The sequence below is a fragment of the Bradyrhizobium sp. BR 1432 genome (genome assembly GCF_051547705.1).
GTDB lineage: Bacteria > Pseudomonadota > Alphaproteobacteria > Rhizobiales > Xanthobacteraceae > Bradyrhizobium > Bradyrhizobium zhanjiangense.
In genome coordinates this window covers 5,530,847-5,546,130 of record NZ_JBPUGF010000003.1, presented here as the reverse complement: position 1 = coordinate 5,546,130, position 15,284 = coordinate 5,530,847, and the positions used below count along the sequence as shown (strand labels likewise).

General features: G+C 63.4%; 13 protein-coding genes, 1 tRNA gene and 1 pseudogene. 10 read left to right on the top strand and 5 right to left on the bottom strand.

Annotated features, from left to right (window positions below; genetic code table 11):
- The first annotated feature begins 37 nt into the window (after positions 1-37).
- The 6 genes from ACSKB8_RS26690 (at position 38) to ACSKB8_RS26665 (ending at position 5,549) form a co-directional block, all read left to right on the top strand.
- A complete protein-coding gene (locus tag ACSKB8_RS26690; RefSeq protein WP_438107467.1) occupies positions 38-1,255 on the top strand; it encodes a class I SAM-dependent methyltransferase in 1,218 nt (405 codons plus the stop codon).
- Complete coding sequence (locus ACSKB8_RS26685) at positions 1,248-2,453, top strand: class I SAM-dependent methyltransferase (RefSeq protein ID WP_438107465.1); 1,206 nt, start codon at positions 1,248-1,250, stop codon at positions 2,451-2,453. The genes ACSKB8_RS26690 and ACSKB8_RS26685 overlap by 8 nt, the downstream gene beginning before the upstream one ends.
- A gap of 3 nt (positions 2,454-2,456) precedes the next feature.
- Positions 2,457-3,491, top strand: coding sequence for a Gfo/Idh/MocA family protein (locus ACSKB8_RS26680; protein WP_438107463.1), 1,035 nt, complete (start codon positions 2,457-2,459; stop codon positions 3,489-3,491).
- Between the two features lie 132 nt (positions 3,492-3,623).
- The gene (locus tag ACSKB8_RS26675; protein WP_370985612.1) at positions 3,624-4,130 is read left to right on the top strand and encodes a hypothetical protein; all 507 of its coding nucleotides are present in this window, start codon (positions 3,624-3,626) and stop codon (positions 4,128-4,130) included.
- Positions 4,131-4,138: 8 nt separating this feature from the next.
- Positions 4,139-4,645 carry a hypothetical protein gene (locus ACSKB8_RS26670; RefSeq protein ID WP_438107461.1) on the top strand — a complete coding sequence of 169 codons (507 nt, stop codon included), beginning with the start codon at positions 4,139-4,141 and terminating at the stop codon, positions 4,643-4,645.
- 142 nt (positions 4,646-4,787) lie between these two features.
- The gene (locus tag ACSKB8_RS26665; RefSeq protein WP_438107459.1) at positions 4,788-5,549 is read left to right on the top strand and encodes a glycosyltransferase family 2 protein; all 762 of its coding nucleotides are present in this window, start codon (positions 4,788-4,790) and stop codon (positions 5,547-5,549) included.
- 93 nt (positions 5,550-5,642) lie between these two features.
- Here the strand turns inward: ACSKB8_RS26665 and ACSKB8_RS26660 are convergent.
- Positions 5,643-5,718: transfer RNA gene (locus tag ACSKB8_RS26660), tRNA-Trp, on the bottom strand.
- Between the two features lie 150 nt (positions 5,719-5,868).
- On the opposite strand from ACSKB8_RS26660, the gene ACSKB8_RS26655 reads away from it, so the two are divergent.
- Positions 5,869-7,104: a serine hydrolase domain-containing protein gene (locus tag ACSKB8_RS26655; protein ID WP_438107458.1), complete on the top strand. Its 1,236-nt coding sequence runs from the start codon at positions 5,869-5,871 to the stop codon at positions 7,102-7,104.
- Between the two features lie 221 nt (positions 7,105-7,325).
- On the opposite strand, the gene ACSKB8_RS26650 is transcribed toward ACSKB8_RS26655, so the two are convergent.
- Both ACSKB8_RS26650 and ACSKB8_RS26645 read right to left on the bottom strand, forming a co-directional pair.
- A complete protein-coding gene (locus ACSKB8_RS26650; RefSeq protein ID WP_091894773.1) occupies positions 7,326-8,093 on the bottom strand; it encodes an SDR family NAD(P)-dependent oxidoreductase in 768 nt (255 codons plus the stop codon).
- A gap of 68 nt (positions 8,094-8,161) precedes the next feature.
- Positions 8,162-8,860, bottom strand: coding sequence for a histidine phosphatase family protein (locus ACSKB8_RS26645; RefSeq protein ID WP_438107456.1), 699 nt, complete (start codon positions 8,858-8,860; stop codon positions 8,162-8,164).
- Positions 8,861-8,994: 134 nt separating this feature from the next.
- On the opposite strand from ACSKB8_RS26645, the gene ACSKB8_RS26640 reads away from it, so the two are divergent.
- Positions 8,995-9,780 carry an SDR family NAD(P)-dependent oxidoreductase gene (locus tag ACSKB8_RS26640; RefSeq protein WP_438107454.1) on the top strand — a complete coding sequence of 262 codons (786 nt, stop codon included), beginning with the start codon at positions 8,995-8,997 and terminating at the stop codon, positions 9,778-9,780.
- Between the two features lie 537 nt (positions 9,781-10,317).
- Here ACSKB8_RS26640 and ACSKB8_RS26635 read toward each other — a convergent pair.
- Entirely contained in the window at positions 10,318-10,740 is a 423-nt protein-coding gene (locus tag ACSKB8_RS26635; RefSeq protein WP_438107452.1) for a hypothetical protein, read from the bottom strand.
- Between the two features lie 44 nt (positions 10,741-10,784).
- Between ACSKB8_RS26635 and argE the strand changes: the two are divergent.
- Both argE and ACSKB8_RS26625 read left to right on the top strand, forming a co-directional pair.
- Positions 10,785-11,958 (top strand): annotated as a pseudogene (argE, locus tag ACSKB8_RS26630) (acetylornithine deacetylase).
- 206 nt (positions 11,959-12,164) lie between these two features.
- Positions 12,165-13,361, top strand: coding sequence for an IS256 family transposase (locus ACSKB8_RS26625; protein WP_438107450.1), 1,197 nt, complete (start codon positions 12,165-12,167; stop codon positions 13,359-13,361).
- Between the two features lie 739 nt (positions 13,362-14,100).
- Here the strand turns inward: ACSKB8_RS26625 and ACSKB8_RS26620 are convergent.
- Positions 14,101-15,159, bottom strand: coding sequence for a phosphotransferase family protein (locus tag ACSKB8_RS26620; protein ID WP_438107448.1), 1,059 nt, complete (start codon positions 15,157-15,159; stop codon positions 14,101-14,103).
- Positions 15,160-15,284: the final 125 nt, after the last annotated feature.

Genomic DNA, 15,284 nt, shown 5'->3' with positions numbered 1-15,284 from the left:
TCGCCTCGTCAGACCTGCCCAAATGCGAGAATAATCAGTGACCGACCATTGCCGCCTCTGCCATTCGACCAACCTGCGATCGGTCATCGATCTCGGACAGATGCCGATCGCGCATCGGCTGCGCCATAGCCGAAACGAGCAGGAGGAACGGTATCCGTTCGAGGTGCTGGCCTGCGGCGATTGCGGCCTGCCGCAGATCGTCAAGCCGATCGATCCCGATATCCTGTATCGCCAGTTCAATTACAATTTCAGCAGCTGGAAGCCGGAACCGCACCAGGTGGACGAGCTCGATACCATCGCGAAGTTCTCGAGCCCTCAATCGGTGTTCGAGATCGGATGCAACGACGGCCTGTTCATGGACAAGCTGCGCGAGCGCGGCGCGAAAGTCCTGGTGGGCGTCGAGCCCAACCCCGTATCGGGCAAGATCGCCCGCGAGCGCGGCATCAAGGTTTATGCCGACATGATCAGCCCGGCACTGTGCCACGATGCGGTCGCGCAGGCCGGCAAGTTTGATCTGGTGGTCTCGCGCCAGGTGCTGGAGCACATCGTCGACTTCGAGAACTTCTTCGACTGCGTGAAGATCGCGCTGCGCGACGATGGCCTGCTGTTCATCGACGTGCCCGATTTCGCCCCCGGCTCGACGGCGGGCGACCTCTCCGTCCTCTGGGAGGAGCACGTCAGCTATTTCACCGAACCGACCCTGCTCGCCCTACTGGCACGCCACGGCTTCGAGGCGCTGTCCGTGAAGAAATACAATTTCAGCGGCGGCAGCCTCGCGATCGCAGCCCGCCGAGCCGCGCGCGACGTGACAGTGCCTCCTGCGCCATCTGGCGTCGGCGAAAAATTCGGTCAGCGCGCGCGAGAATATGGCGCACGGCTTCGTCCGATCCTCGCCAAGGCCCGTGCCAATGGTGCCGAGATCGCCATCTATGGCGCAGGCTGTCGCGCCTGCACCTTCACCAATGCCCACGAGCTGACGGATCTCGTCGATCTCTCGGTCGACGATCAGAAAGAGCGCCAGGGCCTGTTCCTGCCTGGCACCGGCATTCCGATCCGTTCGCCTGAGGACCTCACCGGAAAGCCGGATCCGCTTGTCTGCCTTCTCGCCGTGAACCAGGAGAACGAAGCCAAGGTCAGCAGCCGGCTGCGCGAGAATGTGAAGCGCCCGCTGCACATCGTTTCGATCTTCGCGCCCTCCGACATCTGGAGCGAGCTCGATCGCCTCGAGGCGGTTGCAGGGTCGCCGCATGGCTGAGGACAAGCTCTTCAACTACTACGAACGCCAGAGCGTTCTGCCGACGTTCGGGAATTTCAAATCGTCCGCTGAGCTTGGGGCCTATGCCGGTCAGCGGCGCGAACTGTTTTCGGACAAATTGGCGCTGTCGCCGCGGCTGTTCCGCGGTGCCGAGGTGCTCGAATTCGGTCCTGATTCCGGCGAGAATGCCCTGGTGTTTGCCGGCTGGGGCGCGAACATGACGCTCGCCGAGCCAAACCGTCTCGCCCACGAAAAAATTCAGGCATATTTCGCGCAATTCAGCCGGGCGGACCGCCTGCGTGAACTCGTAGCGTCCGATGTCGAGGGATTTCGCAGCGATCGTCGCTTCGACATCATCGATGCCGAAGGATTCATCTACACGGTGCAGCCGACCGAAAATTGGCTACGCATCTTCCACCGGCTGCTCAATCCCGACGGTCACGCCGTCGTTTCCTACTACGAACGTTACGGCGGCTTCTTCGAGCTCGCGCTCAAGGCGATCCATGCGGCCGGCAAGGCATTGACGGGTCGCCCTGCGCTGGAGACCGCGAAGACGCTGTTCGACGCGAAATGGAACAGCATTCCGCACACCCGCAGCTTCGACTCCTGGCTGATGGACGTGCTCGAAAATCCCTTCGTCCGACACCGGTACTTCCTCGACGCTAGAGCCTTATGCACGGCGGCGCATGAGCAGGGCTTCGACATCCATTCGGCATGGCCGGCCTATCGCGACAGCCTTGACGTCTACTGGCACAAGAAGGTCTTGTCCGACGACGAGAAGCTGCGGCGCGCAGCGCGCCATCTCGGCCGCAGCCGTCTGAGCTTCCTCGGCGGACGGAAGCTCTATCTGGTCGGCAACATCGAAGCCGTCGACGCGATCTCGGCATCGATCGAAGCGCTGGTTCGCGATGTCGACGGGATGATCGACGATCCCTTCGGCGCCAGCCTGCCCCGGGTGATCTCCAGCCTCGCTTGGTTGCGCGAGACGATACAGACAACGGACATTCTCGCCGACGATGCTGCCGACATCGAAGCCATCATTGCGACGCTCGACAGTTTCCATCGTATCTTTGCCGCGATCGGGCGACGGGATGCGTCCGCGGTCACCGCCCTCACCCAATCAGACCCGGCGTTCATCAACACCTGGGGTCAGCCGGCGCACTTCCTCGTCGTCCGAAAGCGCTTCGAGGGATCGTAGCAAATGAAGCCAGGGATTGGCATCATCGGAACGGGCATGGTCGGCCAGATGTGCCACCTCGCCAATTTCGCTGCCAACCCCGCCTGCCGCGTCGTCGCGATTGCCGATCTCCGGCCTGATCTGGCGGCCGCAGCGGCGCAGAAATTCGGCGTCGCGCGAATTTACGGCACGCACCGGGAGTTGCTCGCGGACAGCGAGGTCTCTGCCGTCGTCGTCGTGACGAAACGTCGTGCCACCGGCCCGATCGTGATGGACGCGCTGAACAGCGGCCGGCACGTGCTGTCGGAGAAGCCGATGGCCTATACGACGGTTCAGGCAGCGTCGCTAGTCGAAGCCGCGCAGCGACAGCGCCGCGTCTACAGCGTCGGCTACATGAAACGTCACGACGCCGGCGTGGCGCGCGCGCTGGTCGAGCTGGCGCGCATCCGCGCTGACGGCTCGCTCGGACGCGTCGTCGGGGCAAAAGGCTGGTGCTTCGGCGGAAACACCGGGCGGTCGCACGACAATTTCGTCATGACCGGAGAGGCCCGGCCGGACGGACTCGAACTCTGGCAGGATGGCCCCGACTGGATGCCGCAGGCATTGCGCCCCGGCTACGACAATTTTCTGAACGTGTTCAGCCATATCATTAATCTTGCTCGCTACATGCTCGGATCATCGCCGACAGTCGCCGAAAGCGCCGTCGAAACTTCTGGCGCTGCGACCCTGACGCTAGACTTCGACGGCGTCGCCTGCGCCCTGCAGCTCGTGAACGGGTCCAAAGGCGCCTGGCGCGAGGGACTGACGATCGATTTCGAGCGCGGCACACTGACGATCGAACTGCCTCCACCTTTTGCCGAGCAGGAGGCGGAGGTCATCCTCGACCAGGGCGGACAACGCACGCGGCTGCCGCGCGAAGGGAGCTGGGCGTTTCGGCGTCAGGCCGACGCTTTCGCCGCCGCTATCGTCGGACAGGGAAAGCCGTTGGCTCCCGGCGAGGATTCCGTCACCGACATCGCGCTTGCGGAGACGATCTGGAATCGGCCGGTCAGCGGGTAGGCCCTGCATCAACTTTCGAGCGATCGAGCGGCGGATGACGGGCTCCCGATTGGTCATTGACCCCTAAAATGCCACCTCCTATAGACACCCGACTGGTCGGGCAGCACCGAGGCATCCGAGGCGATTTCCGCAATGAACATGCTACCGGGCCCGGCGCAAGCCGCTGCGATCTGTCTCAGCATCGCCTTCCCACTTCTACTGCTGGGCTATGCGCGCATCGCTGCCACAGGCGGATCCGGTCGCCGCTTTCGGCTGGGCTGCGTCAGCGTCATCGTCCTTTACGTGCTCGCCTGCATCGTGCTTCCCGGTCAACGCCATTTCGACGAGGTGCTCAGCGGTCTCTTCCTGTTGGCGACGGCGATGATGCTTTGCTACGTCCTGTTCAGCCTGCTGGCATGGGGCTTTACGCTGACGTTGCTCACGGCACTGGTCAAGACTGGACGTCCTCTCACGCTGGAGCAATGGGCCGCAGCCTACATGCAGGGCGGCGATCTCGGCACCTTCACGCATAATCGCCTGAAACTCCTGATCGGTTCGAGGCTGGTGACGACGGCAGACGGCAGGCTGGCGCCGACATCCAAGGGGGTGGCGGTCGCGCATCTCGTCAAACTGGTTCGTCTGTCGACGGGCCTTGGGTGAGCGGCACGATGTCCTATGTTGTCGGACTGATCGCCGTCCTCGCCTTCGCCGTGCTGTCGCCTGCCCTGCAGCTCATGGCGCGCGCTTTCGCATGGTCGCTTTCATCCGTGATGCTGCTCGCGATCGCCGCGGTCGTCTCGCATGGCTTCGGCGTGATGCTCGGTATGCTCGTCGTCCCGCAATTCCAGTACTGGGACGCCGCCTCGATTTTCGGGTTTTGCGTCATGGCCTATGTGTTCGCCTTTGGGGCAGTGTTCAAATCGGTTTCGCTCGACATCCTGCTCGGTCTCGTCGACCGGCCTGAGGGCAGCGCTCCGCTTGTCGAAATCCTCGAACGGCAGGTTCCAGATCTGTTCGAGGGACGCATCCGGACCCTGATGGACGGCGACTTGGTCGAACAGACCGGCGCTCACTTTGCGCCGACCGCGGCAGGCCGGAACATGGCGGGCCGCATCGGACGGCTACGCCAAACCTTCGGCATCGGCGATACCGGCCTTTACGATTTTTCCGATTAGTTGCACGGAACACACACATCACGGGCTTCGTTTCACTTGTGCCGGCTTGAATGGCGGGGTCCGTCTTGTTCTCCCGGCAGAGATCACCTAGCGTGAATCGGGGGTCCCAACGGTATAGGGTGGCCGGCAACGGCAGCATGCGATGACACCTTCCAGAGCGGCAAAAAGGCTTACGATCGTCATCCCTGCGCTGAACGAGCAGGACAAGATCGCCGACACCATCGACGGCGTGCTCCCACTCGCCCGCGATCTGCTTGACGATTTCGAGATCTTCCTGATCGACGACGGTAGCACCGACGCCACCGGCACGATCATGGACGAGTTCGCGGCCGGCGAGCCGCGCATCATCGTGCATCACAACCCCGAACGGCGGGGCGTGGGTGCCGGCTTCGAATACGCCCTCTCGCGCGCGAAATTCGATGCCATCACCCTCATTCCCGGCGATCACGCCTTTCAAAACGAGGGCATCGCCAGGATGTTCAAGGCGGCGGGCGCCGCCGACATTGTCATCACCTATCGCGACAACCAGTCAGACCGCTCCGTCAACCGCTCGATCCAGTCGCATTCGCTGCGGTTCATCCTGAACTGCTTGTTCGGCTTCTGGCTGTCCGACTACCACAGCATGATCGTCTACCCCGTCAAATGGCTGCGCCAGATCGCAGTCAAGGCCGACGGCTACGGCTATCAGATCTGTGCACTGATCTCGCTGCTCCAGCTCGGCCTCACCTACGTGCAGGTGCCGGTCAGCCTGAATGCGGAGCTCAAGGGATCTTCCCGCGCACTGCGGCTGCGCACCTATTTCGAGCTCGGCGGCACCATCGTCTCGCTGCTGCGCCGCGTTCCGATCCGCGACGTCGATCGCAGCCAAGTCCCCGCTCAAGCCGAACGGACCCCGGCGCGCTAGCGTTGGCGCAAGGCCACTCGCCTATCGTGATTCGCAAACAGGGACCCTCGCGTCCCTATCCCGTCAGCATCTGATCTAAGTGATTGATTTTGCTGGCAGGAGTGGCAGGGCTCGAACCTGCGACCCCCGGTTTTGGAGACCGGTGCTCTACCAATTGAGCTACACTCCTACAGACCCTGCGTCGCCTTAGGATCAGGGCCGCTTTCAAGCACAGGGGACGGCCGGTTTGCAAGGGTGAACCGCGCCAGCTTCGCTTGTTTGTACCGGGGTTTTTGCGCCACAGTCCGTTCCCGATAATCAAGAGCAACCGGGAGTGCCCATGACCGCCACAGCGACCGCTACAGCCGCCCCACAGGCCACGATCGCGCCGCAGACCCCGCCTTTGCCGGAAGCCCGCCCCGAGACGCTCGGGCTGTCGCGTCCCCGCCTCCAGGCCATGTCGGACGCCTTCGAGCGCGAGATCGACAAGGGCACTGTTCCCGGCGTCACCGTGCTGGTCGCCCGCCGCGGCCAAATCGGCTGGTTCGAGGCACTGGGACGGCAGAGCCCGACGGGAGCCGCGCCGATGACGCGCGATTCGATCTTCCGGATCTTCTCGATGACCAAGCCCATTGTCTCGGTCGGCATCATGGCGCTGGTCGAAGACGGCCATCTCCTTCTCAGCGACGCGGTCGCCAAGTTCATTCCGGAGTTTGCCGAGCAAAAGGTCGGCGTGGTCACTGGCGGCAAGCTGGACCTGGTTCCGCCCAAGCGGCCAATGACGGTGCAGGACCTACTCCGTCACACCTCGGGCCTGACCTACGAGCACCAGGGCGACGGCCCCGTGCACAAGCTCTATCAGGAGTCCCGCGTCCGCAGCCGCAAGATCACCAATGCTGAGCACGCCGCGCTGGTGGCGAGCTTCCCGCTGGTCTGCCATCCCGGCGACGAGTTTAACTACAGCCGCTCCACCGACATCCTCGGCCGCATCATCGAGGTCGTCAGCGGCAAGCCGCTCGGCGCGTTCCTCGCCGAGCGCATCCTCGCGCCGTTGCAGATGGCCGAGACCGGTTTTGCAACAGCCGAGGCCAATGCCGGCCGGCTCGCCGAACCGTTCGCGGCCGATCCCTGGACCGGCGACAAGGTCGCGCTCTTCAACATGCTGGAACGGCCGGTGATGGAATCCGGCGGCGGCGGGCTGGTCTCGACCACGATGGATTATGCCCGCTTTTGCCTGATGCTGCGCAATGGCGGCACGCTCGGCGGCAACAGGATCATCGGCCGCAAGACGCTGGAGCTGATGGCGTCCGATCATCTCGGGCCGCACGTTGTCACAAATGGCACGCTGCTGTCGCCCGGCCACGGTTTTGGCCTCGGCTTTGCTGTGCGGCGCGAGCCGGGTATCGCGCCCTTCCCCGGCAGCGTCGGCCAGTATTTCTGGAGCGGCATTGCCGGCACGTTCTTCTGGATCGATCCGAAGGAGGATCTGTTCGCGGTGTTCATGAGCCAGGGCCCGGGCCAGCGCGACTACACGCGCACGCTGGTGCGGGATCTGGTTTACGCGGCGGTGGAGTGAGGCGAAGCTTAGTATCGCGGGTGCCGACGCAGCCTCCCCACACTCACTGTCATGCCCCGCGAAGGCGGGGCATCCAGTACTCCGCGGCGGATGTGGTGAGAGCGGGCTCTTCGACGAAGGCCTCTGGAATACTGGATCGCCCGCTTTCGCGGGCGATGACACCGATGGTGGGGCACGCATTTGCCCCTTCCCCGAGCTGCGCGTCAGCTAATCGCCAGCGCTCAACTGATCGTCGCGCCGCCGTCGATCACCATGGTCTGGCCGGTCATGAAGTCACCGGCCTTCGAACCCAGGAACACCGCCGCGCCCGCGATCTCGTCGGGGATGCCGATGCGCAAGAGCGGCGAGCGCGAGGTTGAGGCCTTCAGGTTCTCCGGATTGTCCCACAGCGCCTTGGCAAAGTCGGTCTTGATCAGGCCGGGCGCGATGCAGTTCACGCGGATATTGTCCTTGCCGTATTCGCAGGCGAGGTTGCGCGCGAGCTGCATGTCGGCGGCTTTCGAGATCGCGTACGCACCGAGGATGGTCGAGCCCTTGAGGCCGCCGATCGACGAGACGATGATGATCGAGCCGTCCTTGCGCTCGATCATCTGCGGCACCACCATCGAGATCAGCCAATTGTTGGCGACGATGTTGTTGTCGAGGATTTTTCTGAACTGATCGTCGGAGATGCCGGCGAGCGGGCCGTAATACGGGTTCGACGCGGCGTTGCAGACCAGCACGTCGATCTTGCCGAAGGCGCGGTTGCTCTCGTCGACGAGGTTTTGCAGATTCTCTTTCGACGAGATGTTCGCGGCGATCGCGACCGCGGTGCCCTTGCCGAATCTGTCGTTGATGCCCTTCGCAACCTGCTCGCAGACGTCGGCCTTGCGCGAGGAGATCACCACCTTGGCGCCGTGCTCGGCCATGCGCTCGGCGATCGCGAGCCCGATGCCGCGCGTCGAGCCGGTGATGACGGCAACTTTCCCCTTCATGTCGAACAAGGTCATGTTTCATCTCCCAGAGTATGATCAATTGGCTTGAACCTTGCGCCGCAGGCGCGCGGCCGGACAATGGCTCAAGCAAGCTTCTTGACTTCCGGTCCCGCAGGCTGGTGCATCGCTGCGTGCGCAGCGTCGGCGATCCACGGCTGCTGGTTCACCATCGGCAACCGCCAGACCGTGCGCTCCCGGCTTGCGAAATGATCGAGCCGCGTCACCGACACATTGTCGATGTCGAATGCGAGCCCCTGCTCCGGCAAGTCACCGAGCGCGAGGCCGACTGCCGCCTTGATGGTGCCGCCATGCGCGACCGCGATGATGTCCTGCCCGGCCGCTTCCACATTGATCCGTTCGATGGTGCGGCGCGTGCGGTTGTAGAGGTCCATGAAGCTTTCGCCGCCGGGCGCGGGCTCGTTGATGTCGGCGAACCAGCTGGTGCCGACGGGGCGGCTCGCGATGAACTCGGCGCGGTTCATACCCTGCCAGCGGCCGAGATTCTGCTCGGCGAGATCCGCTTCCCATTTCATCGCCGCAGGCCGCGGAAAGCCGGCCGCCCAGATCGCTTCGGCCGTCTGATGTGTGCGCCTCAGATTGCTCGAATACCAGACCGCCTTGCGTGGCAGCACCTTGGCAACAGCGTTGAACACATAGGTGTCGCTGGTGTCGCAGGCGATGTCGGATTGTCCGTAGATGTTGCCGCCGTCATTGCGCACTGGCGCGTGCCGGACCCACCACCATCGTGTCATGACCACATTCGGCTTGTCTGCGCCTGCCATCGAAACCCTTCCATCCCGTGTGATGTCGCTGTACGTCAGTAGCGAACGTGTCTCAAGACACTTTACCGTTTGAAATCTTGTTTGAAATTCCGTCGCGCGGCAAGGGCCGCGATGCGAACCAAAGGGAGAAGCGCATGGGCCGCCTGCAAGGCAAATCCGTCATCATCACCGGCGCCGGCAGCGGCATCGGCCGCGCCGCAGCGCTGCTGTTCACCAGGGAAGGCGCAAAGCTCATTGCCGTCGATCGCACCGAGGCGGTGAAGGAGACCGTCGAAGAGATCAGGGCGGCCGGCGGTGTCGCGGAAGCCATGGTGGCGGACGCGGGCTCCGAGAAGGACGTGATCGCTGTCATCGACAAGGCGGTGAAGACGCATGGCCGGCTCGACGTGATCTGGGCCAATGCCGGCGTCTCCGGCGGGCTCATTCCGCTCGCCGAGCAGACGGTGGAGCACTGGCAGGAGATTTTGCGCGTCAATTTGATCGGGCCGTTCCTCGCGGTGAAATACGCCATGCCGCACATGGTCAAGCAGCAGTCCGGCGCGATCGTGCTGACGGCGTCCGTCGCAGGTCTCAAGGCCGGCGCCAGCGGCCATCCCTATGCGGCGAGCAAGGCCGGCGTGATCAGCCTGGTGCAGACCACGGCCTATTCGCTCACCGGCACTGGCGTGCGCATCAACGCGGTGTGCCCGGGCCTGATCGAAACCGGCATGACCAAACCGATCTTCGACCGCGCCAAGGAGCGCGGCACCCAAGACAAGATCGGCCAGCTCAACCCACTCAAGCGCCCCGGCCAGCCGCATGAGCTCGCAGCGATGGGACTGTTTTTGGCCAGCGACGAGGCCTCGTATGTGAACGGCCAGGCGTTCCCGGTCGACGGCGGTCTCACGGCATCGATGCCGTATACGGGCAAGCCGGTTTAGCAGGGTCTCGTGCCCCGGACGCGACGCAGCGCGTAGTGACGCTGCACTGCGTCCAGGCACGAGAGCGAGGTTTGGCGCACAACTGCTCCAACATCGTCATTGCGAGCGCAGCGAAGCAATCCAGAGTCTTTCCGCGGATAGATTTCTGGATTGCTTCGCTGCGCTCGCAATGACGGAGCAAGCGGCGTAGGCGTCGCTTCTACAGCTTGAATCTTCATTTGCAGACACACCCTCGCATCCTCGCGGCTTGTTCGCCCGAGCTTTGCTTCGATGCCTCACCCTCATTGAAAGAGGGCGCAGGGAAGACCGGGAGCCGGTTGGCTCCTATGGACCGCCATGCCGAGAGCAGATTGCGTGTGCTTCAATGCATAGCGGGAAACAGGGCAACCGGAAGCATCCCGGCCTTCCCTGCGCAGTGGTTGGAACGGCTTATGTCGTGCTCTCCCCGGGGAGCGATGCACTATTGCCCCCGTCGCCTTGCGGATGGCTGATGCTGCGGACCCGGTCGGGCCGCGACATCACCGCCAGACTTGGCGCTCAGACCCCGGGCGCCAGGACCACACGATTTGGCCGTACGCGAACCGCACCTGTCGTTGGCGTGACGCTTTCGCTCACGGTTGCCCGCCCTGCGAAGCCTTTCGCGCCGGTATGGTCCACGTCCACCGCCGCCCGACCGCGTTCGTGACGATCGCGATACGCCCCTCTTCCTTGGGCCGGGTTGCGCGACACATACGTCATTTCCGAATTTCGGTAAAGCGGAATATTTTGCCGCCGCGCATTGACCCATGGTTTGCGTGTTTTGCCCGACGGGCAACGCAAGGTCTTGTAGCCCGGATGGAGCGCAGCGCAATCCGGGATTCCATCCGTGCGGACACAGCGGTCCCGGATTACGCTGCGCTCCATCCGGGCTACGGATCTGTGTTGATTTGCGCGACCGGCCACCACGTTGGTATGGTTCATGCAAGCCGCCTCGGTTTCCGCAATCTCCTACCAAGATCCTGAAAATGCAGAGCTCAAGACCCGACCGTATCCGCAAGCTGCTCGCCGACCTCGTTGCTTTCGACACCGTCAGCGACCGCACCAACCTGCCCCTGATCGCCCATATCGAAAGCTATCTCGCCGCGTTCGGCATCAAGGGTGAGCGCATCATCGATGAGACCGGCAAGAAGGCCTCGCTGTGGGTCACCATTGGACCCGAGGACCGCCCGGGCCTGGTGCTATCGGGCCACACCGACGTCGTGCCCGTCGTCGGCCAGGACTGGAGCCACGATCCGTTCAAGCTCGTCGAGCGTGGCGACAAGCTCTACGGCCGCGGCACCACCGACATGAAGGGCTTTGTCGCGGTCTGCCTCGCGATGGTGCCCGAGATGGTGGAGGCGAAGCTCAAGACGCCGAATTCATCTCGCAATCTCCTATGACGAGGAGATCGGCTGCGTCGGCGTGCGGCCGATGCTGCGCGAAATCGCCAAGACGAAGGTCAAGCCGCTCGGCGCCTTCATCGGCGAGCCGACCGAGATGAAGGTCATCATCGGCCACAAGGGCAAGCACGGTGTCCGCGCCACGTTTCGCGGCCTCGCCCGCCACTCCTCGATCGCGCCCGACGGGGTCAACGCGATCGAATATGCGGCCGAGCTGATCACCGAGATCCGCCGCCGCGCGGTGAAGCTCGCCGCCGCGCGATCAACGGACAGCCTCTACGACGTTCCGCACTCGACGCTGCTCACCAGCATCGTGCATGGCGGCGCCGCGCTCAACATCGTGCCTGATGCCTGTACGGTCGAGTTCGAATGTCGCGGCATCGGCATCACCGAGTCGCGAGAGGTCACTGATGCGATCGTCGCCTGGGCCAAGGCCGAGCTCGAACCGGCGATGAAGGCAAAGAATGCGGATTGCGGCATCGACTTCGAGGAGATCCTCGACTATCCCGCGCTCGACACGGCCGCCGACGCCGCCATCGTCACGCTGGCCAAGAGCCTCGCCGGGCGCAACGACCACGCCAAGGTCGCCTTCGGCACCGAGGCGAGCCTGTTCGCCAGCATGGCCGACATCCCCTCGGTGGTGATCGGCCCGGGATCGATCGCACAGGCGCATACGCCGGACGAGTTCGTCGAGATGGCCGAGCTGGAGAAGTGCGCGGGGTTTGTCGAGAGGCTGATCGCGCATTGTGTGAGGGGTTAGCCCACCTCCTCGTCATTGCGAGGAGCTCTTGCGACGAAGCAATCCAGACTGCCACTGCAGAAATAGTCTGGCGCGGAGCCTGTCATCGGGCCGCGCTCCGCGCGGAGGTAGTGTGCGGGAGGTTCTGCAAAAGCTGAGCGGCTGAAGCGGTCATGGTAAGTCCGGTGGTTGCGAAAATCACCGCTCGTAGAGGAGCAAGGACCACCATGACCGTGACGAAGATTAGGACGGATGTCTCTGCCGTCAAACAGCTTTTGGCGTCGGACAAGGAGTTCCTCAAGCCGCTGATCCAGGCCGCCGTGCAGGACATGCTCGAAGCCGAGATGACGGAGACGCTGGGTGCGGAGAAAGGCGAGCGCTCCGAAGCCCGGCTTGGCTACCGCTCCGGCTACTACACGCGCTCGCTGATCACCCGGGTCGGCAAGATCGAGTTGAAGGTGCCGCAGGACCGCCAGGGGCGGTTCTCGACCGAGCTGTTCGAGCGCTATCAGCGCTCGGAGAAGGCGCTGGTGGCGGCGTTGGCCGAGATGTACGTGCAGGGCGTCTCGACCCGGAAGGTGAAGCAGGTCACCGAGGAACTGGTCGGCCATGCCTTCTCGGCCTCGGCGATCAGCGCGATCAACAAGCGGCTGGATGCGTCGCTGAAAGCGTTCTGCGAACGCAAGCTGAAGGAGCCGTTCCCCTATCTGATCCTGGACGCCCGCTACGAGCGGATCCGCGAGGACGGCATCATTGCCAGCCAGGCGGTGCTGATCGCGATCGGCGTCGACTCGGAGGGCCGGCGCCAGGTGCTGGCGGTCGAGCTCGCCAACCGGGAGAGCCGGTCGAGCTGGAAGGAGTTTTTGGAAGGACTGAAGGCCCGCGGCCTGCACGGCGTCGAGTTCGTCATCTCCGACGACCATCCGGGCCTGAAGAAGGCGATCCCCGAAGTCCTCACTGGCGTGTTCTGGCAGCGCTGTTATGTGCACTTCCTGCGCAATGCGCTCGACTATGTGCCGCGCAAGGTCGACGACGATTGCCTGCTGGAGCTGCGCTGGATGTACGACCGGCGCGACCTCGCTGAAGTCCGGCGTGATCTGGCCCAATGGCTTGGCAAATGGAGCGGCAAGTATCCGAAGCTCACCGGCTGGGTGGAGGAGAGCATCGAGGAGACGCTGATCTACTTCCGCCTGCCACTGGCGCACCGCAAGCACATGAAGTCGACCAACATGCTCGAACGGCTCAACGAGGAGATCCGGCGGCGCACTTACGTGGTGCGAATCTTCCCCAATGCCGAGAGCTGCCTACGGCTGGTGCGGGCGCTGACCGTCGAGCGCCACGAAGCCTGGCTCGAGGATCATCGCTATCTGAACATGGACCTGCTCAAGGACCACAAGAAGGAGGCGCTACGCCAGGCGGCCTGACGATGCTCAGGCCCACCAAGGGGATGGACGCCACCCCTCTCCGCCGCCGTCGCTCGCCACGCTGCGCTTTGGGCAAGCGAGCGACGGCGGCTCCGAGGGGATGGCTCGGCCGGACCCCATGATCAATTTTGCTGAACTTGACGCACAGAACTCGCGCGGACACGGTGGCTCGCAATGACGGTGGAACGAGCTCGCCTCATCACCCGGTGTCATGCCCCGGCTTGACCGGGGCATCCAGTACGCTGCGGCCTCTCGGCTCAAGCACTGCCGCTTCTGGAATACTGGATTGCCCGCTTTCGCGGGCAATGACACCGAGTTTGTGGAAACAGGGTGGGCAAAACGAAGCGTGCCCACCGCTTTCGCCACGATCGGGGAAAGATGGTGGGCACAGCGCTACGCGCTTTTGCCCACCCTACAGGAGCTGCAAGTGAGGGGGCTCGATGCCCACCTCCTCGTCATTGCGAGGAGCTCTTGCGACGAAGCAATCCAGACTGTTACTGCGGAGATACTCTGGATTGCTTCGCTTCGCTCGCAATGACGAGTGGCACGAGCTCGCCTCATCACGGCTGTCATGCTCCGCGAAAGCGGGGCATCCAGTACGCTGCGGCTTCTCGGCTCAAGCACTGCTGCCTCTGGAATACTGGATTGCCCGCTTTCGCGGGCAATGACACCGAGTTTGTGGGGGGCGGCGAATCACAAAAGCAAAAAAGCGCGGCCACCGGCCGCGCCTTCGCTCTTCCTAAACCGCGCCCGCCTTCTGTGCGTATTCCCACGATGCCTTCGACAGCGGCACGGTGCGCTTGGCGGATTCGAGCGCCTTGGCGTTGGCGGCGGTGCCGTCGCGGATGCGTCCCGCGATACCCTGCGTGATGCCGGCGAGGCGGAACAGATTGTAGGAGAAATACCAGTTGAGGTCCGGCACGTTCATCTTGGTGACGTTGCAGTAGATCTGCGCGGCCTCTTCCAGGCTCGGGATGTTGAGCGCCTTGAGATCGACGCCGTGCAAGCCCGGCATGATCCACTGCATCAACAGATAGGTGAAGTCGGCCATGGGATCGCCGAGCGTCGACAGCTCCCAGTCAAGCACCGCTTGCACACGCGGTTCCGTCGCATGGAAAATCATGTTGTCGAGACGATAGTCGCCATGGACGATGGAGACGCGCGCCTGCTCCGGCACGGTCTTGGGCAGCCATTCGGCGACCTTCTCGAACTCCGGAATGTGCTGGGTCTCGGAGGCGCGGTACTGCTTGGTCCAGCGGTCGATCTGGCGGGCAAAGTAGTTGCCGGGCTTGCCGAAGTCGCCAAGTCCGATCGCAACGGGATCGAACATGTGGAGTTGCGCCAGCGTCTCGATCTTGCTGGTGAAGATCTTGCGCCGCGCATCGGCATCCTGGCTCGGCAGCGTCGGATCCCAGAACACCCGGCCCTCCTCCATCGACATGATGTAGAAGGCAGCGCCAATGACGCTATCGTCCTGGCACAGCGCGTAGGCGCGCGCGACCGGAAAGCCCTGTTTTCCAAGGGCTGCAATCACGCGGTATTCGCGATCGACGGCGTGCGCCGAAGGCAGCAATTTGCCGAACGGCTTTCGGCGCATCACATAGGAACGGTTCGGCGTGTCGAGCCGATAGGTCGGGTTGGACTGGCCGCCCTTGAACTGGAGGACGACCAGCGGGCCCTCATAGCCTTCGACGTTGTCGCGCATCCAGGCCTCGAGCCGCAGTTCGTCGAAACGATGCCGCTCCTCGACCGGCTTGGTGCCCGAAAACTCCTCGTCTTTCCTGACGCCGTCAGCCACGATGACGCTCCCTCTTCAGTCCTGACCTTTTCAGGTCGAGCATGATCCTAATCGGTAACCACTGGCGCACTTGCGTCAAGCGGTCATCCGACGCGGATCATGCCCTGTCGTGTCTTCAAGTCGGA